The organism is Pradoshia sp. TA40_28, from assembly GCF_059694525.1.
This window is the reverse complement of record NZ_JCATZO010000010.1, coordinates 17,966-41,249: the sequence shown is the minus strand read 5'-3', so window position 1 is coordinate 41,249 and position 23,284 is coordinate 17,966. Positions and strand designations below refer to the sequence as shown.

General features: G+C 38.0%; 17 protein-coding genes and 1 other annotated feature (1 of these 18 only partly in view). Of the genes, 6 read left to right on the top strand and 11 right to left on the bottom strand.

Annotated elements, in window-relative coordinates; all coding sequences use genetic code 11:
• Positions 1-157 (top strand) — a binding site (T-box leader); it begins 55 nt to the left of the window's first position.
• A gap of 53 nt (positions 158-210) precedes the next feature.
• Positions 211-1,896: an arginine--tRNA ligase gene (gene argS / locus AC58NB_RS13575; RefSeq protein ID WP_497427379.1), complete on the top strand. Its 1,686-nt coding sequence runs from the start codon at positions 211-213 to the stop codon at positions 1,894-1,896.
• Between the two features lie 115 nt (positions 1,897-2,011).
• Here argS and AC58NB_RS13570 read toward each other — a convergent pair whose 3' ends face one another.
• The 3 genes from AC58NB_RS13570 to rodA form a co-directional block, all read right to left on the bottom strand.
• Complete coding sequence (locus AC58NB_RS13570; protein WP_497427378.1) at positions 2,012-2,635, bottom strand: hypothetical protein; 624 nt, start codon at positions 2,633-2,635, stop codon at positions 2,012-2,014.
• 84 nt (positions 2,636-2,719) lie between these two features.
• Entirely contained in the window at positions 2,720-3,406 is a 687-nt protein-coding gene (locus AC58NB_RS13565; RefSeq protein WP_497427377.1) for a Crp/Fnr family transcriptional regulator, read from the bottom strand.
• An 899-nt stretch (positions 3,407-4,305) separates the two neighbouring features.
• Positions 4,306-5,475 (bottom strand): rod shape-determining protein RodA, encoded by a 1,170-nt coding sequence (gene rodA / locus AC58NB_RS13560; protein ID WP_497427376.1) that lies wholly within the window; start codon positions 5,473-5,475, stop codon positions 4,306-4,308.
• A 378-nt stretch (positions 5,476-5,853) separates the two neighbouring features.
• On the opposite strand from rodA, the gene AC58NB_RS13555 reads away from it, so the two are divergent.
• Positions 5,854-6,705: an MBL fold metallo-hydrolase gene (locus AC58NB_RS13555; protein ID WP_497427375.1), complete on the top strand. Its 852-nt coding sequence runs from the start codon at positions 5,854-5,856 to the stop codon at positions 6,703-6,705.
• A gap of 303 nt (positions 6,706-7,008) precedes the next feature.
• The gene (locus AC58NB_RS13550) at positions 7,009-7,584 is read left to right on the top strand and encodes a YdcF family protein (protein ID WP_497427374.1); all 576 of its coding nucleotides are present in this window, start codon (positions 7,009-7,011) and stop codon (positions 7,582-7,584) included.
• A 75-nt stretch (positions 7,585-7,659) separates the two neighbouring features.
• Here the strand turns inward: AC58NB_RS13550 and AC58NB_RS13545 are convergent, their stop codons facing one another.
• The gene (locus AC58NB_RS13545; protein WP_497427465.1) at positions 7,660-8,190 is read right to left on the bottom strand and encodes an acyl-CoA thioesterase; all 531 of its coding nucleotides are present in this window, start codon (positions 8,188-8,190) and stop codon (positions 7,660-7,662) included.
• A 197-nt stretch (positions 8,191-8,387) separates the two neighbouring features.
• Here AC58NB_RS13545 and AC58NB_RS13540 point away from each other — a divergent pair, with 197 nt between their 5' ends.
• The 3 genes from AC58NB_RS13540 (at position 8,388) to AC58NB_RS13530 (ending at position 13,047) form a co-directional block, all read left to right on the top strand.
• Entirely contained in the window at positions 8,388-10,514 is a 2,127-nt protein-coding gene (locus tag AC58NB_RS13540) for an MMPL family transporter (protein WP_497427373.1), read from the top strand.
• 200 nt (positions 10,515-10,714) lie between these two features.
• Positions 10,715-12,643 (top strand): RNA polymerase recycling motor HelD, encoded by a 1,929-nt coding sequence (gene helD, locus AC58NB_RS13535; RefSeq protein WP_497427372.1) that lies wholly within the window; start codon positions 10,715-10,717, stop codon positions 12,641-12,643.
• Positions 12,640-13,047 carry an ATP-binding domain-containing protein gene (locus AC58NB_RS13530; protein WP_497427371.1) on the top strand — a complete coding sequence of 136 codons (408 nt, stop codon included), beginning with the start codon at positions 12,640-12,642 and terminating at the stop codon, positions 13,045-13,047. Before helD ends, AC58NB_RS13530 begins: the two co-directional genes overlap by 4 nt.
• 61 nt (positions 13,048-13,108) lie before the next feature.
• Here AC58NB_RS13530 and AC58NB_RS13525 read toward each other — a convergent pair whose 3' ends face one another.
• The 7 genes from AC58NB_RS13525 to AC58NB_RS13495 form a co-directional block, all read right to left on the bottom strand.
• Positions 13,109-14,380: an ATP-binding protein gene (locus AC58NB_RS13525; RefSeq protein WP_497427370.1), complete on the bottom strand. Its 1,272-nt coding sequence runs from the start codon at positions 14,378-14,380 to the stop codon at positions 13,109-13,111.
• Positions 14,381-14,508: 128 nt separating this feature from the next.
• The gene (locus tag AC58NB_RS13520; RefSeq protein WP_497427369.1) at positions 14,509-16,698 is read right to left on the bottom strand and encodes an alpha-galactosidase; all 2,190 of its coding nucleotides are present in this window, start codon (positions 16,696-16,698) and stop codon (positions 14,509-14,511) included.
• A 171-nt stretch (positions 16,699-16,869) separates the two neighbouring features.
• On the bottom strand, positions 16,870-18,336 hold the full coding sequence (locus tag AC58NB_RS13515) for a S1C family serine protease (RefSeq protein WP_497427368.1): 1,467 nt from the start codon (positions 18,334-18,336) through the stop codon (positions 16,870-16,872).
• Between the two features lie 384 nt (positions 18,337-18,720).
• Complete coding sequence (locus AC58NB_RS13510; protein ID WP_497427367.1) at positions 18,721-20,202, bottom strand: HAMP domain-containing sensor histidine kinase; 1,482 nt, start codon at positions 20,200-20,202, stop codon at positions 18,721-18,723.
• The gene (locus AC58NB_RS13505; RefSeq protein ID WP_497427366.1) at positions 20,186-20,878 is read right to left on the bottom strand and encodes a response regulator transcription factor; all 693 of its coding nucleotides are present in this window, start codon (positions 20,876-20,878) and stop codon (positions 20,186-20,188) included. The genes AC58NB_RS13510 and AC58NB_RS13505 overlap by 17 nt, the downstream gene beginning before the upstream one ends.
• An 81-nt stretch (positions 20,879-20,959) precedes the next feature.
• Positions 20,960-21,658 (bottom strand): ABC transporter ATP-binding protein, encoded by a 699-nt coding sequence (locus AC58NB_RS13500; RefSeq protein WP_497427365.1) that lies wholly within the window; start codon positions 21,656-21,658, stop codon positions 20,960-20,962.
• An 11-nt stretch (positions 21,659-21,669) separates the two neighbouring features.
• A complete protein-coding gene (locus AC58NB_RS13495) occupies positions 21,670-23,190 on the bottom strand; it encodes an ABC transporter permease (protein ID WP_497427364.1) in 1,521 nt (506 codons plus the stop codon).
• Between the last annotated feature and the right edge of the window lie 94 nt (positions 23,191-23,284).

Sequence of the window (23,284 nt, the reverse complement as noted above, 5' to 3'; positions counted from 1 at the left end):
TAGTGGGAGCCTGGTATTGGTGATTTTAAGGAACGCGCTTCTGAAATGCTCATTCGAACATCTTTTAGTAGTTTGGGCCGGTCTTTCCGTTATAAAGATAAGGTGGTTCATTAGAACAAGCAGAGTGGTACCGCGGGTTTACAAGCTCGTCTCTTAATAATTATTAAGAGACGGGCTTTTTTTATTATTTTAACATTGGAGGTTAAAAGTATGGATATTAAAATGGATGTGGCTTCTCATATTAATGAACTAACCAAGGATGATTTAGCACTTGAGACATGCTTATCTTTGATTGAAATACCCAAGAATAAAGCGCACGGTGACTTGGCATTTCCCTGCTTTGCTTTGGCAAAGCAATGGAAGCAATCGCCTCAGAAAATTGCCCAATCATTGGCTGAAAGCTTAAAAGATGATCGATATGAAGATGTAAGAGCTATTGGGCCATATGTTAACTTTTTTCTCGATAAAAAGACCATTAGTGAAAAAGTGATTAATAGAATATTAACTGAACAACATCATTATGGTTCACTTGCAATTGGCAATGGGGAAAACGTCGCGATTGATCTGTCTTCACCTAATATCGCCAAACCCTTTTCTATGGGGCATCTACGCTCAACCGTGATTGGCGCCTCCTTAGCTAATATTATTGAAAAATGCGGATATACTCCCGTTAAAATTAATCATATTGGCGATTGGGGCACACAATTCGGCAAATTGATTGTTGCCTATCAAGCTTGGGGAAATGAACAAAAAGTAAGAGAGAGTCCCATCAGCGAGCTTTTAAAACTATATATTACATTCCATGAAAAAGCGGAAGACAACCCTGAGCTTGAACAACAGGGACGTGACTGGTTCAAAAAGCTTGAAGATGGAAATCAAGAAGCAACAGAATTATGGGAATGGTTCAGAGATGAATCTCTGAAGGAATTTGAAAAAATATACAAACTGCTCGGCATCCAATTCGACTCTTTTAACGGGGAAGCTTTTTATAATGATAAAATGGCAGAGGTCGTGGAATTAATTGAAAATAGCGGCTTACTTATAGAAGATCAGGGAGCCATGGTTGTCAGATTAGATGAAGAAGGCTTAACACCTTGTTTAATCAAAAAATCAGATGGAGCTACTCTATATGTTACCCGGGACCTATCAGCTGCACTTTATCGTCATCGCACCTATCAGTTTGCCAAAGCAGTATATGTTGTCGGAAATGAACAGTCCTTGCATTTTAAACAACTAAAAGCTGTCTTAAAGAAACTTGGATTTGACTGGGCTGACCAAATAGAACATGTACCATTCGGCATGATTACGAAAGACGGTAAGAAAATGTCGACCCGTAAAGGCAGAGTTGTCCTGCTTGAAGAAGTGTTGGCAAATTCCATAGAGCTTGCCGGTAAAAATATTGAGAATAAAAATCCAGATTTAAAAAATAAAAATGAGGTTGCAAGACAAGTAGGCGTTGGAGCAGTTATTTTTAACGATTTGAAAAATGACCGGATGAATAATATCGAATTCTCTCTTGAAGACATCTTGAAGTTTGAAGGAGAAACCGGTCCCTATTTACAATATACAAATGCCCGAGCTCATTCCATTCTCAGAAAAGCTTCCTATCCTGCTAGTGACACAGCAGGTTTATCTGATGAGTACAGCTTTGATATTGTGAAGCTTTTACTGGCATTTCCTTCTATGATTGGACGGGCTTTCGAAAGAATGGAACCATCCATTATTGCTAAATACTTGATTGATTTAGCTCAATCTTTTAACCGCTATTACGGACATGTACGGATATTAGAGACTGATAGCGATTTGCAAAATCGATTAGCCTTAATAAAATCGATTACTATCGTTCTTGAAGAAGGTATGCGTTTATTAGGAATGGAAGCACCGCAAGAAATGTAACTCCAAGGATCTAGTCCCAGGATATTTTAGTAAAACAAAAATCGGAGAAACGTTGATTTATACACGTTTCTCCGATTTTTCATGTTTTTTAGAGTGTTATTAAACTAATACTCTACTATGATTGAATAATGAATTCAGGTATCCCTTCCATTTCAACTAATTCGTCAGCTGAAAATCGAACGGTAATTTCCTTCTTCTCATGTACCTGTAAATAAGCAGCCACTTTCTTTTCTTTCTTTAAGGATTCAGAAATAGGGAATTTCAATATGATCTTTTGTGATTGATGTTCATAATTTTTAAGGATGATTTTACATTCGTACAAACCATCTTCTGTGGCTTTTTTTATTGTACTCTCATTTTCCACATATTCTATAGCATTAGTTCCATTCTCCGCAGCATATACATAGGTTTTGGCTGAAGTACTTAATAGACTATTACATACATAAGGAATAGCGAACAGCAAAACAGCGAGGAAAACAGGTTCAAATCGCGTATACTTCTTTAAAATTTGAGGGTGCTCCTCAGAAAACCATTTCAAAAATAGCAGAATTCCACTGACCTGTATGATGAGAGAGAAAATCCAAACATAAGAGATTCCTATCTCTCCTTCAATAGGAATAGAGTAAGATTGAAACAGCTGGTTACCTATGGTCTCATCCTGACCCGGCCACTTTAACTGTAATACTAATCCCAAAATAAAAGTAGCTGCTCCCAATGTGTGATAGGAGATTTTTATCATAATATACTCCACCCCCTTAGTATAATATTCCTATTATAGAAGGGGAATGAAGGAATTATCAATTAATCCGTTCATAAATTTTCCTCAAATAACTTCCTTTCCAAAGTATTCCGGTTTATGTATATGAAGCATTCGATCTTTTATGGATAGGACCTGATCCTTCTTTAATCTATTGACGACCATACTAACAGTTTCTCTCGAAGTTCCGGACATAACTGAAATTTTTGTGGTCGTAATCGGACAATTAATACGAATTAAATCCGATTCTCTTTCTCCAAGATCATTCATCAAATAGTTAATGGTATTTAATACTCTTGTATGAGCACTTGGGGTCATGACATTTTTAATTCTATTTTCTTGTAACGCAAGCAGTTCATTGATTTGAAGAATAACTTTTTTGAGGAGAACTTTATTTTTAGCGACAACACTTTCAAAAGCATCCGCCACCATATAAAAGACTCGAATATCTGTTTCTGCGATGGCACTATGTCTATACTCTTCATTTTCAAATAAGCCCATATAAGGGAAAACTGTATTCTTCTTCACATAACTTGTATATAATAAACTACCCTCTTGGTTCGATTTTTCAAGCATAACAAAACCATCAAGCAGTATATAAATCCTAAGTCTAGGATCCCCCTCAACAAATAGATATTGTCCTTTCTTATATGTTCTTTCATATAAGAACGGCTCCAGTTCCTTTATCTCTTTTTCTGATAAGCATGAAAATAGATCAACCTGTCTTAATAATTGAATTGCCTTAGCTTTCATTCGAACACCCACTTATATGTATTGTTCAGTAGAAGTTTTTTCTTCTAGTAACTCGAGCTTGCAAACAAAGTATTTATTGAAACGGATTTAAACAAACTTCTCTTACAGCAAAAGCTTTCTATAACGGATACCCTTCAATTAAGCTTTAGATCATAACAGCTACTAGTTTAGAACCACATGCTGACTTCATGAAAGAATATGCAGGGACAACCAGAAAGTACTTAATGTACTGCGGACAGCGCTTCCATTTTCAACCACACGCACCTAACTAATCTCTATCCTTCTACTGACTTAGCCTTTAACATTTCCGCGCAGGTAAAGAAGAGTAAGAGTTTAACACCTAGATGAGTCCCTTCCACGACCATTCATTATGCTCACATCCGATGTGTCAGTAAACATTACTGTACCAATAGTCTAGTCTTAAGCAATCGAATAATAGTACAAACTGTAAGATGCTTCTCTCTATATAGTATCAAAAAAATAATACTAAAATAACAATATTAAGCTAAAAAATTAAAAAAGTATATATTTTCAATAAATTTCAGTTTCCATTATACAGATTAACTTTTACGCTCTCCTATACTCTTATTTTATTCATATCCTTTTAATAAATTCTGACATTAATTCAATGTTCTTATCTGCTCTTCTATATTCCTGTATGACCACTTATAGAACATTATATAACAATATCTACCATATAGTTTCAAACTAAATAAAAATTGAAATCTCCCATTTTAGTATTAGTATGATAGCGACTATGTTGTGGGCCATATAAGCTGTCAGTAATAAACGGGTATAGCTATGAATATTCACCAAGCTTATAATGTTTTTTTACCTTTTATCGTATAAAAAAATACCCCCTGCCAAATCCAGCAAGAGGTATTTAGGTATCATTTTCATTAAGATGTAGAGAACATATATTTCTTATGATGATATCTTATGCTAAATATTAATCCGAGCGCCAACATATTTCCGAGTAATGAGCTTCCTCCATAACTTAGGAACGGCAAAGGAATACCAGTAATCGGCAGTAAGCCGATTGTCATTCCAATGTTTTCAAATACATGGAACGTCAACATGCAGATAACACCGACACAAAGATAGGTATTAAAATCATTTTTTGTCTCGAGACCAATTTTTGTCATGTTATAAATCAATAAGAAGAATAAGCTGATGACAATACTTGATCCGAGGAATCCGTATTCCTCCCCAATGACAGCAAATATAAAATCTGTATGCCCCTCCGGCAGATAGACCTCTCTATTGGCAAATCCCTTACCAGATGTGGTTCCAGATCCAATTGCCAACAATGATTTAATTAACTGATAGCCTTCGGCAGAAGTATAGTTATACGGATCAAGCCATGCATATATCCGCCCAAATTGATATTGTTTAACATGAAAATATTTCTCCATAATAGTTGGATGCCAGACCACAAGGTAGAAAATAACACCAACTAACAGGGATCCTCCCCCAAAAATAGGCAACAGTATCTTCCATGTAATTCCTGATACAAAAATCATCCCAACCATAATGGCAATCATAACAAGGGAAGTCCCCAAATCAGGCTGCTTCATGACAAGCAAAATAGGTATTGCTGTAGTGATTACAATTTTACATAGAAGTATGAAGTCGGTTTGAAGTGTTTTAATTCGATGCTTCATATGATGATTTTGAATTAGCGCTGCCAACGCCATAATCAGAAATACCTTCATAAACTCAGATGGTTGAATGGAACCAATCCCAGGAAACCTAAACCAACTTTTTGCTCCATTAACAACAGGTGCAATACTAGTTGGTGCAATAATGATAGACATCAAAAGAAATAAGCCGAAGAAGTATAAATACCAGCTCATTTTTTTCAACTGATCAGCATCAAATCTCATAATCAAAAATGCAAGACTGATTCCTACGACATACCAAACAATCTGTTTTACAAGAAAGTTCTCAGCATACTGACCTGTTGTTTGTGCACTATATATAGCCATACAGCTTGTTATAAAGAGGAGAAAAACGATAAATAGAAGACCATAATCTATTCTCGACGTAAAATTTTTATTGTTAGACATGATAAACCACCATATTCATACTAATTAGGCCAGAGCCATTTCTTTTATTATACTTGAACAAGATAAAATCACAACTGACACGGTATCAAGAATATAATTCCTGAAAAAGATAATTATACATATATTCCGCTGCAAGTACCAGTTCCTGCTATTCTCTGTATCTATTAAGCTTATACTAGCTATCTCTATTCACCTTAATTTTAATACTGAAACGATAACAATAAAGAGTAAATTAAGATTAAAATTTACCTTGAATATTCAACAAGATCCTCTCTAGCCGATGGCTAAAGTAAATTTATGACAATCTCGTTTTTATTGTTAATGAGATAAGTAATAAGGGTACATACTAGTAAGAGCCTATTTTAGGAGGGATTTTTTATGGAACATAAATCTAAACAAACATTTCGTCATACATATATTCCTTTAACATCATCTACAAGCGGAATGGGCATTGAAGTGAAAGAAGATATTTGTGTCCTGAATACACAAATCGTTAATGTCACATTCGTAGGGCTGCCTGCTCAAGACAATTTTGTTTTGATTGATGCCGGTATGCCCAAAGCAGATGATGAGATTATTGAAGCAGTAAACAAGCGATTTGGTAAAGGAAGCAAGCCAAAAGCGATTATTTTAACGCATGGCCATTTCGACCATGTTGGCGCACTTGAAGAATTATTGGATAAGTGGGATGTGCCTGTTTATGCCCATGAACTGGAACTCCCTTACTTAACTGGGCAAAAGAATTATCCTGAGCCTGACTATAAGGCGGATGGTGGGCTTGTTCCTGATATTGCCCGTTTCTTTCCTAATCATGGCATTGATATCGGCGATAAGGTACAGCCCCTTCCAGCTGATGGAAGCGTTCCTGAAATGCCTGGCTGGAGATGGATTCATACACCAGGACATTCACCTGGGCATATTTCACTATATCGTGAAGAAGACGGCTTTCTGATTGCTGGTGATGCTTTTGTTGGCGTTAAACAAGAATCGCTTTATAAAGTCCTTACCCAAAAACAAGAAATCAGTGGTCCACCAAGTTATTTCACAACAGATTGGAATGCCGCCAAAGATTCTGTAATTAAATTAAATCAGCTGAACCCGAACTTCGCTGTAACTGGCCATGGTCTCCCGCTTCTTGAGGAATATTTAAAAAAGGAGCTTAACACCCTAGCAAACCATTTTGATGAAATGGCCGTACCGAAACATAGCATTTACAAGAAAAAAGAATAGGTATTCCTTTAGCCACTTGGTAAAAGGGGCATCTATCCAGATGCCCCTCCTTTTTAGATATACTTTTAACCGTTCCATAAAATGAGATTAGTTATATGATCTCTTTCCGATTAATATCAGAAACCAAAGGTCTACAGCCTATTCAGTTGTCTTTCCTGTCACCCACCTATGATTTTTCTGCACATACGATTCTTAAGACGAATGACTATTTTTAATTTTTTGATCATTACCCACCCAAAACTCTTACACTTCTTTCCATATTTACTCTATGATATTGATAGGGTTGTTTGAAGGGAGTATCGAGTGGTGAAAAAGAAAATAGCAATCGGTTCTATAGCCATCCTACTTATTTATATATCCATTCTTCAATTTAATATGTATCGTTATTCACATCAAGAACACGAGGGAACAATAGATTACATTATTGTATTGGGCGCCAGAGTAAAAGGCTCAACTCCTTCTCTTTCACTTGAATACCGAATTGACGCCGCAGCTAATTATTTACTCGAGCATTTGAATTGTGTAGCAATCCTTTCCGGAGGACAGGGAAAAGGAGAGAATATTTCCGAGGCTGAGGCAATGAAAAGAGGATTGATAGAATACGGTATATCCAGCAGTCGATTAATACTGGAGGATACTTCAACAAACACGAAAGAAAACATAGCCTTTTCGAAAGTGCTTATACCAAGTCATTTAAAATCCGGCGCAGTCGTAACGAATGATTATCATCTCTATCGAACCATTAAAATCGCTGAGAAACAGGACTTGAAGCTAATTGGTATACCTGCTAAAACACCTAAAATAGCAAGATTAAAATCACATATTAGAGAATATGCGGCTATTACGACCTATCGAATCAAAAATGACATAAGCTGGTGATGTAAAAGAAGAACAAAAAAGGAATGCAAATCATGGCATCACCATCATCTACATTCCCTTTATTAAGAACCACACTTATTCCCAAGGCCTTTTTGTCGTAATATATTCTGCAAGCTCTTTACTTTGTAAACGATGCTGCTTTCGTTTAGCAGCACGAATGCTTCCTGTTTCATTTAGCTTTTTCTCTTCTTCGGTTTCAGGGATGATGGTCGGAACACGACATGGTTTTCCGTTCTCATCGAGTGCCACAAATGTGAGAAAAGCTGTGGCTGCTATTTTTCGTTCACCACTCATCAAATTTTCAGCTATTACCTTTACGAAGACTTCCATCGAACTTTTACCGGTAAAGGTCACATATGACTCTAGACAGACAGAATCCTGAGTTGTAATAGGATTTAGAAAATCTACAGAATCCGTTGATGCCGTGACAACTGTTTTACGGCTATGTCTTGATGCTGAAAGTGAAGCTGTCATATCAATATCACTCATTAATTTACCACCGAATAACGTATTATGATCATTTACATCGCTTGGAAATATACGGTTTGTCTTTACAATTCTAGTTTCACTGCATGTCTTTGTTTCCAATTTGTTACCTTCTTTCATTCTTACACTCATTATACCCTTTATATCTCACTAGATAGATTGTTTCAAACAATACGTTTCACGTTTCAGTATCCAAAACAGAGATCAGGGCTCGGATGATTGAATCTACATATTTGATATATCCAGGCATAAATTATTTAATTAAATTAAGATAATAAAAACTATTTATATCATTTCCCTAAAGGAGGAACAAATAATTGAAAAGATTACTGGCCGCACTAACAGATTGGGTTACCACAAAACGCGGCATGTGGATAACATTAATAGCCTGGTTAGTGGTTACATTAGGATTATTCTTATTTTCTCCGAGCGCCAAAGAGTATGATGTATCCAGTATACAAACATTACCCGATGATGCAAAATCCGTAATCGCTAATGAACAATTGAATACATATTTTAAAGATGATCAAGGGGTCCCGGCTCTTTTAGTATTCTCCGCTGAGTCCGGTAAAGCAGATACGCAGACCATAAGTCAGGCAATGGATGAAATCATTAAAGAAGACATAAAGGGTGTTAAAGAAGCCGTTCCATTTTCCTCACTTCCTCCACAGGCACAAGCGCAATTTTTATCAAAGGATGGAACAACTGCTGTTATTCCTCTCAACTTTGAAAGTTCACTTGAATCAAAAGGGATTCAAGCCGGCATTGAGGATATATATACTGCAGTAAAAGACACCACTGCTGATATGACGTTTAAAATCACGGGTCCGGCGGGGATTGCTGCTGATACATTGGACTTGTTCTCAAAAGCAGACCTTGTTTTATTATTTTCAACAGTCGGGCTGATTTTAGTCCTGCTAATTGTCATTTATCGTTCACCATTATTGGCACTCATTCCCCTTTTGGCAGCAGGGTTTGTGTATATAGTGACAGATCAAGTGCTTGGTATAATGGGTAAAGCCGGTTTGGAAATGAGTACACAGTCTCTCTCCATTATGACTATTCTCTTATTTGCTGCTGTAATTGACTATTCTCTATTTGTCTTTGCGCGATATCGCGAAGAATTGAAACGTTTTACCAGCAAACATGAAGCGATGAAATTGGCGATGAGAGAAACAGGCGAACCTGTTTTCTTCTCAGGCGGAACAGTTTTGGCCGCCATGCTTGTCCTATTCCTGGCTAAAAGTGGGGACTATCAAAACTTTGCTCCTACTTTCGGCACAACGATGTTCATCATTATGCTTGCATCCGTAACATTAGTTCCGGCTTTATTTACTCTATTTGGCCGAAAATCTTTTTGGCCGAAGGTCCCAAAGGTTGGAGAAAGCAAAGCAACAAAAGCAACCTTCTGGTCACGAATTGCAAACTTCGTTACCACTAAGCCATTAGTGGCAGGAGGAATGGTTTTTGCCATTCTAATCATCTCTGCTTTAAATATATTTAATATAAAATATGAATTCGATACAGTTAAGGGATTCCCAGAGGATATGCAGTCTCGCGAAGGCTATGAAATCGTAGAAGAAAAGTTTGATAAAGGCGATTTGGCACCTACCACTGTTTTACTTAAGTCTGACCAAGCTATTTCTCAGGAACAAATCGATGAACTAGCAAAAACGCTCGGAAAACAAAATATGGTTGCAAATGTTCGTCCAACAGGTACTACCGAGGATGGAAAAGCAATCAAGTATAATCTTTCATTTTCGGAAAGCCCTTATGCATTAGAAACGATAGATGCTTTAGAGACTATACGAGACAAATCAGACACTCTCTTAAAAGAAGCAGATATTGATGGTGAGCTTTACTTTGCTGGAGAAACGGCCACAAAGGTCGACGATCGAGCGATTAATAATCGTGATATTATCGTCATCGTTATTGCTGAAACTATTCTTATTTTAGTTTTACTATGTGTTCTGACCAGATCCTTCAAGATGCCGATTTATATGATGGGCACAATTTTAATTTCTTTCCTGGCGGCTTTAGGACTTGGAACATTTTTAGCAGATGTCTTGTTTGATATTGATGCAATCAACACTCGGGTACCACTATATGCGTTCGTTTTCCTTGTAGCACTCGGTATTGACTATAATATTATCCTGATATCCAGATATAAGGAAGAACGTGAAAAACATCCTGTTAAAAAAGCAGTCGAAATCGCTGTAGCCAATACTGGCGGTGTCATCTCCTCTGCAGGAATCATTCTTGCGGCCACATTCGCCGTGTTAATGACACAACCAATAGCTATTTTGTTCGTTTTTGGTTTTATTGTAGCTATCGGCATTTTATTAGATACATTCCTTGTCAGAGGCCTTTTACTTCCTTCTTTAATCTTATTCTTTGAAAAAGATGCGGACCAACAGAAAGAAGTTCATTCAACAAAAATGTAAGCAGCCTTAAATCATGCCCGGTATGGATGACAGGGTTCAACTGTCACCCATACCGGGTTTTAATCTTTTAGAATGTGGAAAAGAATAATTTGACATGTTACCTGAGTATATATACGGAATTCACCATTCGCATTTGCCATTTATATAGTATGTTTCATAAAGCGTCATAAGCTTTTTTAAGACCGTCAGGAGGACAGGATATGACCGAACAAAATCAAGAGAAACTCTATGAAGAGAAACGACTATCAACCATTATCAAGATTATCGATCATAAGACAAACATGCTGGAACAATCCTCAGGGGGAATAAAAGAAGAGGTTCGTACTATTCGAAAAACCTTTTGGGAAGATGTCACCGTCAATATGGATAATGTGGAAGATGCAGTTGAAACATTGGCGAGTATTAAACAGCAATCCGAATTGCTTTCGGAAAGAGAAAGAACGCAAAACCAGGTTACCAAGCAACTGAAAACATTAGACTTACTTAAAGATTCTCCTTATTTCGGAAGGATCGACTTTCATGAAAATGGCGAGGAACAAACGGATACAGTCTATATAGGAATTGCCTCTTTAATGGATCAAACCAACGAAAATTTCCTTATCTATGATTGGCGTGCCCCTATCTCGAGCCTATATTATGATTACTCTCCCGGTCCGGCAGAATTTCAAACCTTAGATGGGACAATTACGGGTACCATGGAACTAAAAAGACAATTCATCATAAAAAATGGACAGATGAAAAGCATGTTTGATACCGGTATAACAATTGGCGATGAGCTTTTAAAAGAGGTTCTCGGTACTCATGCGGATAACCAAATGAAAAATATTGTTGCTACCATTCAAAAAGAACAAAATAAAATTATCCGCAATGAACAAAGTAAGTATTTAGTCGTCCAGGGTGTTGCGGGTAGTGGAAAAACTTCTGCTGCACTTCAGCGGGTTGCCTTTTTACTGTATCGCTATTTAGGAAAGATCCAGTCAGATAATATCATGTTATTTTCTCCAAACCCATTATTCAATAGCTATATAGCAACCGTATTGCCTAATTTAGGTGAGGAAAATATGCAGCAAACCACCTTCCATGATTATATTGATAAGTATGCAGGTAAAGATTTTGCGATAGAGGACCCATTTAAACAGATGGAATACGTATTAAAAAATGAAAAGGGAGTATATAATCAAGCCAGACTTGAGGGGATTCGTTTTAAAGCCGGTTTACAATATAAAAGAATTATGGATGATTATATACAGCATCTCAGCACAAGGGATCTTAAATTTAAAAATATCTCTTTTCGAGGTGAAATACTTATTACGTCAAGTGAGATAGCGACCTACTTTTATTCTCTCGACTCTGACCTTCCAATCCCTGCTCGCATGCAGACAGTTAAAGAATGGCTGTTACGTAATTTGAAAGAGAAGGAAAGAATCGAATTTAAAAAAGAATGGGTCGAGGATGAATTGGAGTTATTGGATACAGAAGAATATACAGCGACTTATATGGAACTTGAAGCAAAACAGCATTTTTCAGAGGATACATTTAATGATTTTGAACAGGAAAAAAATGAATTGGCGAAAAAAGTAGTTCGCACCTACTTTAATCCGATAAAAAAAGCCATTAAAAACCTAAAGTTTATTCATGTTAAGGCTGTCTATAAAAACTTTTTCACAGAGGGCTATAAACAGGTTAACGAAGCGGAATTCCCCGAGATGTGGCCACAAATTTGTGAATACACCTTGAAACGTTGCCAACAAAATGAATTAGCTAATGAAGATGGGATTGGTTTTATCTATTTAAAAGCAAAGCTGGAGGGGCGAAAAACGGATAATCTTATCCGTCATCTATTTATTGACGAAGCCCAGGACTATACCCCTTTTCAATTCGCAGTTCTAAAGGAGTTATTTCCCGCTAGTAAAATGACGATATTAGGAGATTTTAATCAGGCAATCTATGCTCACTCCATTGATGCGCCAACCCTGCTATCCGATGAGCTATACAATACAGGAGAGTTTGAAAAAATGGAGCTGACGAAGAGCTACCGATCCACCGCCAAATTGTTGAATTTTCAAAGGAGATTCTGGGTAAAATCCAAATTGAACCGTTTAACAGAAGTGGACCAAAACCTACCGTGAAAATAGTGAATAACAATTCCGAACGTAACCTTGAAATCAGCAGCTTGATCTCTTCTTTAGAAAAAGCTGGTCATCAGACGATTGCGATTATCTGTAAAACCGAGGATGAAACACGAAAAGCTTACGAACAATTATCCAAGAATCTTAATGTTCAGCTGATGACAAAAAACACCTATTCATATAGTAAAGGAACTCTGATTCTGCCATCCTATTTGTCAAAAGGGATTGAATTTGACGCTGTCCTTATTTATGATGCCTCGAAAGAAGCATACGGGCGTGAATTGGAAAGAAAGCTATTCTATACGGCCTGTACAAGAGCGATGCATGAACTTTATCTCTTTAGTAAAGAGGAAATGAGTCCGTTTCTTGAGACCATATCACCTGAATTGTATACGATTGGCTGATTAATTAACAAAGGCCTGATGGACACTCCCCATTAGGTCTTTGTTACTTATCCGTGTTCATTTACATGGATTTCAATTCGTATCCCGGTAAATAAATCGTAAAGGTTGTACCTTCCCCAGGATTACTTTTAACATGTATCGATCCTTTCATAGAACCAATAATTCTATATACTGCCATCATCCCAAGCCCTGTCCCATTCACTCCTTTTGTCGAAAAGTAGGGCTCACCCAACCGTTTTAACTGCTCAGCGGTCATACCAATACCCGTATCAACAATAATAATTTCTACACCCTTCTTCCTTTTAACAGTCGTTAATGTAAGAGATCCTCCATTCTCCATTGATTCGATGCCGTTTTTTAAAATATTCACAAAGCATTGTTGAAATAATTGTCTCTCCCCCTCCACTAGATAGGGAAACACTTTAATTTGAATTCTCACATTGCGCATATTGGCAAGCGGCTTTACGATATCGACTACTTTATTTAATTCTATGTGAATATTGATATGATCTTTACTATCTATTTGTGGCTTAGCAAATGCCAGATAATCTTTGATAATGGTCTCAGCTCGGTCTAATTCAGATAACGCAATATCTATAAACTGTTGCTTCTTTTCCTTCGATAGATTCTCATCATTTCTTAGTAATTGCAGAAATCCTTTCGTTGCGGTTAATGGGTTACGAACTTCATGAGAAATAGAAGCAGCTAAATGACTGACTGATTGTAATTTTTCTGTATCAATCAATTTATTTTTAAAATTTCTGTTTTTCTCCAGCTTTTCAATGGCGTAAACCATCCATACAGTTCCAAATAAAAAAAGTAGAACATATAAGAAACTGCTTTTTGGAGTGAATTCTTGACCATACAAAAACGTAAAAATTATGATACTAGCTAAAGAGGAAATAAGAGCTGTTAAGCCGGTTGCAATCAAACGTTGATTAGACTTTAGTTTTTTATATCTTACTCTAAAAATGGATGCAACGATTAAGGAACTAAGGCCTGAAAAGGTGTGAAACCAATCAAATGAGGTGGTGGAAAGGAAAGTTGTAAGAAGTGTGAGTATATACAAACCTGCCCCAACGGCATATCCGCCATAATAGATACCAATAATAATGGATATAGAGCTCAAACTAACCATCTGGAAACCAGGTGATGGTTCAACAGAGAAGAATAAACTATTTAGTAGAATACTAATCGCTTGACCGATTCCAACGATTAAATGATTAACCTCTCCCAATGATCCATACTTCACATGCCAAAAATAGATAAGCTGAATAATAATTAGGATGATAAAGAGATTAATAAATAGATTTGCCATGTATTCACTTGTCATCTAATTCTCCTTCATGAACAATGGTATACTTTGAAGTTTAGAGGAAATTATATCTAAAGTAAAATATTATATTCTGATTTTTCAGTATATAGATGGTATAGAAGAACTTTAAAGTAGCGCTCTATTATCTACTCATTTTCGTTCAATCTCCATAATATACTGCAGTAATCACCCTTCAATTCAGGGATAGAGAGCCCGGCATACATCAATTCATCTCCTCCATACACTAAGGATGTATCCTTATCGAAGTATGTTTTAGCGGGATCCAATCCCCTTAGCCTGAGGATACGAAATGGCTCTGCAGGCTGCGCCATCATTCTGAAATACATCACAACTGTCTCAGATAAATCCTCTGAAACAAATTGCCAGGCTGCCTGATTTCCTGCAAAAGGGCTAAGCAACCGATAATACGTACCAAATTGAATAATAGCACGGATTTCTTTATACAATTTAATCTGATCCTTAATCATTTCTTTTTCTGATTGGTTCATCTTCGTAAGATCCAGCTCATATCCCAAATTTCCTGAAAGGGCAACATGTCCGCGCATGGATAAGGAAGTGTGACGATGCACCTGATGATTTGGGCTAGCTGAAACATGTGCGCCCATCGTCACCGGCGGATATACAAGGCTTGTTCCATATTGAATTTTTAATCTAGAAACAGCATCAGTATTGTCACTGGTCCACACCTGGGGCATATAAAAGAGCAGTCCTGGATCAAATCTCCCCCCTCCACCTGAACAACTTTCAAATAAAACAGTTGGGTGGCGGTTCGTTAACACCTCTAATATAGTATAGAGGCCAAGCATATAACGATGGCCCGTCTCCGTCTGCCTTTCTGGTGGTATAGCCAACGAACCGACTTCTGTCATATGTCGGTTCATATCCCACTTCACATAGCTGATAGGGGCTGATGACAAAACACTTGAAATGGTTTCAATAATGTACTCACATACCTCAGCCCTTGTTAGGTCGAGAACCAATTGATTACGCCCTAATGATTTCGGACGATCTGGGACTTGAATGCACCATTCTGGATATTTACGAAATAAGTCACTATCCATAGATACCATTTCCGGCTCGAACCAAATTCCAAATTTCATTCCCATCTGATTAATCCGCTCTGCCAGCTTTTCTAAGCCACCCGGCAATTTCTGTGTATTCACATACCAATCCCCAAGAGAGGTTTTAGCGTCGTTCCGTTTCCCAAACCAACCGTCATCCAGGACAAATAATTCAACCCCGAGCTCCTTCCCTTCTTGCGCAAGCTGTTCAAGTTTATCGGAGTTGAATTTAAAATACGTAGCTTCCCAATTATTCAATAACACAGGCCGCAGACAATCTCTGTACAGCCCTCTAGCCAAACGAGACCGGTATAATTCATGATAGGTTCTGGACATATCACTTAATCCTTTAAAGGAATAAACCATAACAGCTTCCGGTGTTTGAAAAGTTTCCCCTGTCTCTAAATACCAACTGAAATTATAGGGATTAATGCCCATTGTTAGGCGCGTTGTTTCATATTGGTCCACCTCAGCCTGCGCTAGAAAACTCCCACTATAAACCAAACTAAATCCAAATGCTTCCCCATATTCTTCATTGGTATCTGGTTTTGTCAGACATATAAATGGATTATGCTGATGGCTACTGGCCCCACGCGTGCTTTCGATGAGATGGCTTCCAGGTGCCAAACGTTTTCTAGATAAATTACATTCATTTGCATGAGCACCGTATAACGTCAGCAAGTCAAATTCACTCTCCCTGAAATCAATGGAAGTACTCATGGCTTTAAGTATTTTCATTGGATACTCTCCATGGTTTATAAACCGAACTGATCGAGTAATCACATTGTTATTTTCGTATGTACAGTAAGTCAATATGATTAAAAGCCCTATTTGTTCATCCTCTAGCGTGATATCAATTGAGGTCGCTTCCTGTTCATCCTCAACATACGTAGCCGGTAATCCGGCTAATGTTCGCTTGCCCTTATAGATATGAAAATGTTTATATTTTAAGTCTGTAACGGTTGTCCCATTTGAGAATTGGATTTGATAGGCGGGTGTACGAAAATCTGTGTTTCCATTTGCGGGATATTCCTGAGGCAGTGTATCTAGAGAAAATGTCCTGTCAAACCCTTCTGGATTTGGAGAGAATAAACGGTATTTAAACTGTAACAGATTACTTTCATTGGAATCCTTAATCCTTCTTCCCCAATATAAATGAGATAAATAATCATGGTGACAGATCTTTATCACATAGCTCATCTCACCCGCTTTTAAATGGAATAACTTCCGCGCTGGATCGTATGATATTCCCATTTAGGCCTCCCTAATCTCTTTTTCTCTTATTATATGTCCACCACATAATCAACTTGCTCAATGCTAAAAAAAAGAAGCCTGAATATCAGGCTTCAAAACGAAATCTTCATCTATTTAAATAATGTCTTCTACCCAAGCGGGGAAGGTAGTCGACAGCTATTCTCCAAATTATTATTGTTCAGTAACTGTAACAGATACAGTTTTCACTGATCCATTTCTGTATAGCTTGATTTTAACTTTATCTCCATTATCTGCATTGCTATACAGGTATTTTCTGAAGTCACCAAGTGTAGTGACTTCCTTATCATTGATCGCCACTATCACGTCTTTAGCAACTATTCCAGCTTCAGCAGCCGGGGAACCAGTTTCCACTTGAGTTACTAGCACGCCACTTGTTACCTCGGAAGGTAGACCCAATTGCTGCTGTAAGACATATTGAGGTATTTCGGATATAGCTTGTAAGCTTACCCCAACATATGGCCGCTGAACTTTTCCATCGGCAAGCAAATCATTCACAATGTCTGAAACATCCTTACTTGGAATAGCAAATCCAATTCCCTCAACTTCTTCAGAGGAAATTTTCATACTATTGATTCCTATAACTTGTCCCTCACCATTTACTAACGCGCCGCCACTGTTACCAGGGTTTATAGCGGCATCCGTTTGGATTGCTTCCATATCCCATTCACCAGCTGACGTGCTGACAGTTACTGTACGCTGCAAGCCACTAATAATCCCTTGGGTTACTGATCCTGAGAAGTCAAGACCCAGCGGATTACCGATGGCTAATACTTGTTCACCAACACTTAGCTTTTCAGAGTCACCAAATTCAGCTACCTTTTTCACATTGCTTCCATCAATTTTTAATACAGCCAAGTCTGTTAATGGATCTGTTCCAACCAGTTTCGCAGTTATCCTTGAACCATCTGCCAATGACACTTCAATGGTATCTGCATTCTCAATAACATGATTATTCGTAACAATGAATGCATCATTACCGGACTTTTTAAAGACAACCCCTGAGCCCGTGCCGCTCTCCTGGCTGTTATTTGATTCCTCATTTGTTGCAGGTTGACGATAATCATAATAGTTGGTGGAGTTCTGTATATTAACAACGCCTACAACTGCCGGAGATACTTCCTCAATCATTTGAATTAATTCAGAAGTCGTCTTGGTTGTATCTATAATCTTTAATCCTTCTTCATCATTTACTTTATCATTTGTAGCAATCGCTGTTTTTACAGAACCTGACCCGTCAGGAAGTAAACCTGATAAATCGACAAAGCCAAAGTAAGAACCTGCACCCAAGGCTACTGTTCCACCTAGAATCGCAGTAATGAATGGCGTCAGCCATCTGTTTCTTCTTTTCTTCTTCCCAACCGTTCTTAGCTCCAGTTCATCATCTTCTCTAGAAGCAAGAGGCTGCGTTTCTGGCAAAGAATCATTGAGTGGGCTCTTTTGTTCAAGGGCACTCTCTTCGTCATTTTCTGGACGTAATTCATGATACCCGCGGTACGAAATGAATTCCTTTTCAATATCTTGTTCATTTTGCATTTCAGACTTCTCTTTACTCTCCTGATTAGCAGCATCTATTGGTTTATCTAAATGTTCATAATCACGGCGGTTATTATTCTCCATTGAAAATCCTCTCCTTGCCCATTAGACTGTCTATTTAATATATTACGATAATTATAGTAAAATTGCATTTCTGTTCTTTACACTATCACTTTACTAACTGTATGTGTCAGTAAAATGTCAGATAAACAGTAAATTATTTAAAATTTCTAATCGCTTATAAAAAATAAAAAGCTGCCCATTTCCATAGGCAGCTAGCTTTTAGTCTTTATTCCTTATTATAGTCGTCTCAGCACTTTGTAATCCGGCTTCAGGACCTAGGAATTCGGGACATAAGCATAGCCTCTGCGGGGGAGGACATTCCCCTCCGTGCCCCTGTCTTATGCTCCTCATTCCTGGACAAGGCCCTTCAGCACTTTGTTTAATCCGGCTTCAAAGACTAGGAGCTCAGGACTTTTTATATAAAGGTATTATAATGGTAAAGGTTGTTCCTTCTTTGCTGCTTTTTGTTAATACTAAATCACCATCCATGGCATTGGCCAGCATTCTACTGAATGGCAATCCCAATCCTAGACCACGGATTGTGTATTTTTTTTCTTCCCCACGATAAAAACGTTCAAATATTAAGTCTTGTTCAGCAAGAGGCACTCCGGTACCGCTGTCCTGCACATCAATAGCGGCAAAGTTCTCGTCACGCTTATAGACACGAACTTCTATCGTTCCCTCTCCCTGTATGGCCTGCTTGGCATTATTCATAAGATTAATGATAATTTGTTGCAAACGGAGAGGGTCAGCTGATACTGTCATTTCTTCTTTAGGCAGTTTTACTGTTGCCTTAACAGATTGATCCTCCTGTACAATTTCCCATTGATAGATCATTTCTTTTATGACTTCTCCAATTTGAACCGACTTTCTATTAACTGGGATTGCATTAGCTGTAAAAGAGTTAAACTCCAATAGGTCCCCCACCATTTTTTGCATACGAGTCGTTTCCTGCAAAGATATCGCCAGAAACTCTTTTGCTTCTTCCCCTGTTACAACGTCATCATTTACAGCCTGAAGTAAACCACTGATAGAAGTGACAGGCGTTTTTAATTCATGTGTAACGCCCGCCAGCAATTCTGCCCTCATTGCTTCCAGCTGCTCTAATTTAATCGCCATTTCTTTAAAGGAATGAACAAGATCATAAACTTCCTGTTCGTTTACCTCTTCAATAAGTTCAATATTATAATTACCTTTTTGAACCTGCTTAGCTGCCTCAGCTACATTCTCAATCGGCTTAACCAATCTTTTCGATAGAAAGTAAATCGCAACCCATCCGAGCAAGGCTAAACTTATAATCATAATCAAAAGTAATTTGTATTCTTGATCTACTGCAGTTAACTCATCCTCAGATTGCATAACTACAATCCAACCAATTACTGTATCATTCACAATCAGAGGCCGCTTAACCAGATAATAATCCATACCGCCTATATTGTTTAATTGTTTCACTTCATCCTCGCTATTAAGCAGTGCAGGTGCAAATGAAGATACATTAAGGTGGTTACTTGAACGATTCTCTATTAGTATTTTTCCATTGACATCTGCTACATAAATAGATGGGTTTCCGCTAACCTCCAATAGTTTTTTCCGATTTGAGAAAACTTTGGGGTTCTGTTCTGGCAGGATGTCAGTCCCAACTGTCTGATCCAATATCCGCGCCGCCACTTCCTCAGCTAAATATTTATTAATATCCAGGTTCTTATTAAGAGTGGACTGCCTAATAATGATTCCTGTAACAAACCCTATAACAATAAGTCCAATAAACAGAGTAACCAGATACCTCGTCGTCCAGTATTTCAATAAACTGACACGTTTAGTTTGATGATTTTCCCTTTTCAGGTTCAATCTCCTTAAAAACTCCATTTGATTAATGTTTTTTTTCATAGACACTTAATTGATACCCCAATCCTCGCAGAGTTTTAATTTCTCCTTCAGATGAAGGCCAATTTTGCAGGGACTTTCTCAGCCTTTTGATGGACAAATCAACTGCCCGGTCACTACCTTCGTAATCCATTCCCCATACATGATCAATTAATTGATCCCTCGTAAATAGTTGATTTGGGTGCTGAGCCAGGAAAATAAGCAGAGAGAGATCGCGCGGAGTTAAGTCAAGCTCAACCCCATTTAATGTGATGGTATGAGCTTTCATATTAATGCATAAGGCACCAAACTGCTTCTTTTCCTTATCATCAATGACTTGTATGGATCTTCTTAAAACTGCCTGGACACGGGCAACTACTTCATCTCCAATGAAAGGTTTAGTGATATAGTCGTCGGCCCCATCATTCAAGCCTGTGAGCCTGTAATTGATATCGCCAAGTGCTGTGAGCATGATAACTGGGCATGTGCTTTTCGTACGAATTTCTTTTAATATATCCCACCCACTCATACCCGGGAGCATTACATCAAGCAAAACAAGATTTGGTTGAAACTCCTCAAATTTAGCAATGGCTTCTGCACCTGTAAATACCTGCTCAACTTCGTAGTTTACTTTCTTCAAGTATGCCTTTAAAACCTGGCTGATAGCCTTTTCATCTTCCACAATTAAAATCTTTTGCATCTAATGCTCACTCCTCTGAGTAAAAAGATAGGACAAAAATCCCCGAGTAACTCGGAGATTTTCATTAAAACGTAGATTTTCTTATTGGGGCAAATGTGCGCTTGTATTATTAACAATCGTTATTTCGCCTTTAGAAAGACGAATCGTTTGGTCTGCAATGTCAGCAATATGATGATCATGCGTTACGATAATGACACATTTGTTTTCCTCATGTGCCAGTTGCATAAATAACTTAATGATATCCTGAGCGGTATCCTCATCCAGATTTCCGGTCGGCTCATCCGCAACGATTAAATCGGACTTACAAGAAAGGGCTCGGGCAATGGAAACACGTTGCTGCTGTCCGCCACTCAATGTTAGTACCTTTTGCCCTGCCTGTTTTTCATCGATACCCACTTTTCTAAGCATCTCAAGTGCATACTGTTTTTTGTCCTTAACTTTATTGCCGGTAATCTCCATGGCTGTAATGACATTTTGTAAAGCTGTCATATAAGGTAATAAATTATAAGCCTGGAAAACAATTGATACATACTTATTTCGAAAGGTCGTGTATCCAATTTTTCTAATATCTTTACCTTCGTATAAGACCTGTCCGTCTTTCGGAGCATCCAACGCACTCGCCAACGCCAGCAGCGTGGTTTTACCCGAACCGGATGGGCCGACTATAGCATAAAATAATCCCTTATTAAAAGATACATTAATTTTCTTTACTATATCATGCTGTTTATTATTATGTCTGTACCAATAACTTAAATCCTTAAACTCCAATAATGCGCTCATTTATATTCCTCCTAATCCTGTCTAGAAAGTATTGCCTTTGGCTGCAATCGAAGTATAGATAATGATGGAATCAATGTGGCCAGGATGGCAATCAGTAACCCAATACCGGTTAACACGCCAAGGTCGGAAGCCGTTACTTTAACATCTAGATCATCCACTTGAGCTGTTTCTGCCTGTACCTGATTCGCTCCTTCAGGACCGTTTCCTCCTCGATCCATTCCTGGACCCATGCCGCCTCCCATTTGCATTCCTTTACCGCCAAATGGATCATTGGTGGATTGTGTCTCCGTTTCAACTTGCTGGGATAATAATTGGTCACCAATTTTATCAGCTGCTAGATTACCCGTTACGGCAGATATACCAAGAGCAAACACAGCGATTATTAATATTTCAACAATAAATTGCCCAATCAGCTTGCTTTTCTTCTCACCAATAGCAAGCAGTACACCCATCTCATATTTGCGTTCCCGGATACCAAGCATGACAATCAATCCTAGAATGATAGCACCCGCGATGGTTACAAGATATACAACGTTCTTAGAGAAGGAGGCTACATTGTTAATCGGTTCAACCATCTGTTGATAGAGCTGGTCATTAGCATCCAATTTAAATACGTCCGTATCAATGGCTCCGGTCGCTTCCGCATCCTTAATAAAAGAATCCGTATCTGCTGGATCATTCATATAATAGACTGCACTTTCGATCGTATCCTCGTAATCTTCACCCTTCAATTCATTGACTAGTGTATATGGCACATATACTTTGTTATACGGATTCATAGCCGTAAAATTCATCATCCCTGAATCAGTTGATGTTGAAGAAGTTTTATAAATACCGATTATCTCAACTTCAACCGTTGTATCTTCATCTGTCGCAGAGGATATCTCTAATTGATCCCCGACAGCCAATTCATTTTCCTCAGCCAGTGTCTCTTCAATAATGGCTACCTTTTTAGTTAAATGATCTTCTAAAATATGAGTGCCTTCTACCATTTCGGCATCTCCATCCATAAACTCGCTTGTTGTATCTGTAAAGGCGACTCCTTGAAGACTAATATCAGTATCGGCCATGCTTGAACCGCCGCCGCCTCCTCCAAATCCTGGACCTCGACCATTCTGGTTCGTTTCATTTGTTGTGCTTGTTGACTCTGTTTCTATTGGATCAAAATTTCCTGCTACTCCAAATGTAGTAGAATAGTAGTTATATCCTTTAATTTGTGACAAAGATAATAATTCATTCGCATCGTTAACCGCGACAGGCTCTTCCATCAATCTAACTGGTTCTCTATTTCCACTGTTTTCTTGATTTTCACGCTCCTGCCGTTGCTGTTCCATTAGTTTTTCACGATCTGCACTAAGTGTAACTTCACTGCCAAGACTCTGTTTTGCGAGCTCTGCTGATTTGTTTGCTGCTGTCTGAATGGAAAGACCTGATAACACAAGCACACAAATAGCAGTAAATATAACCAACTGTAAAATGCTCTTCCCTTTTCTGGCTTTTACACTTAAAAAAGCCCTTTTAATAAAATTCATCTTACTCATCCTCTCTGACAATCTATAACAGGTAAATAGTTCGAAAAGCTTTTCTATAAACAAACTATATGACCATAATGTGTCGGTAAAATGT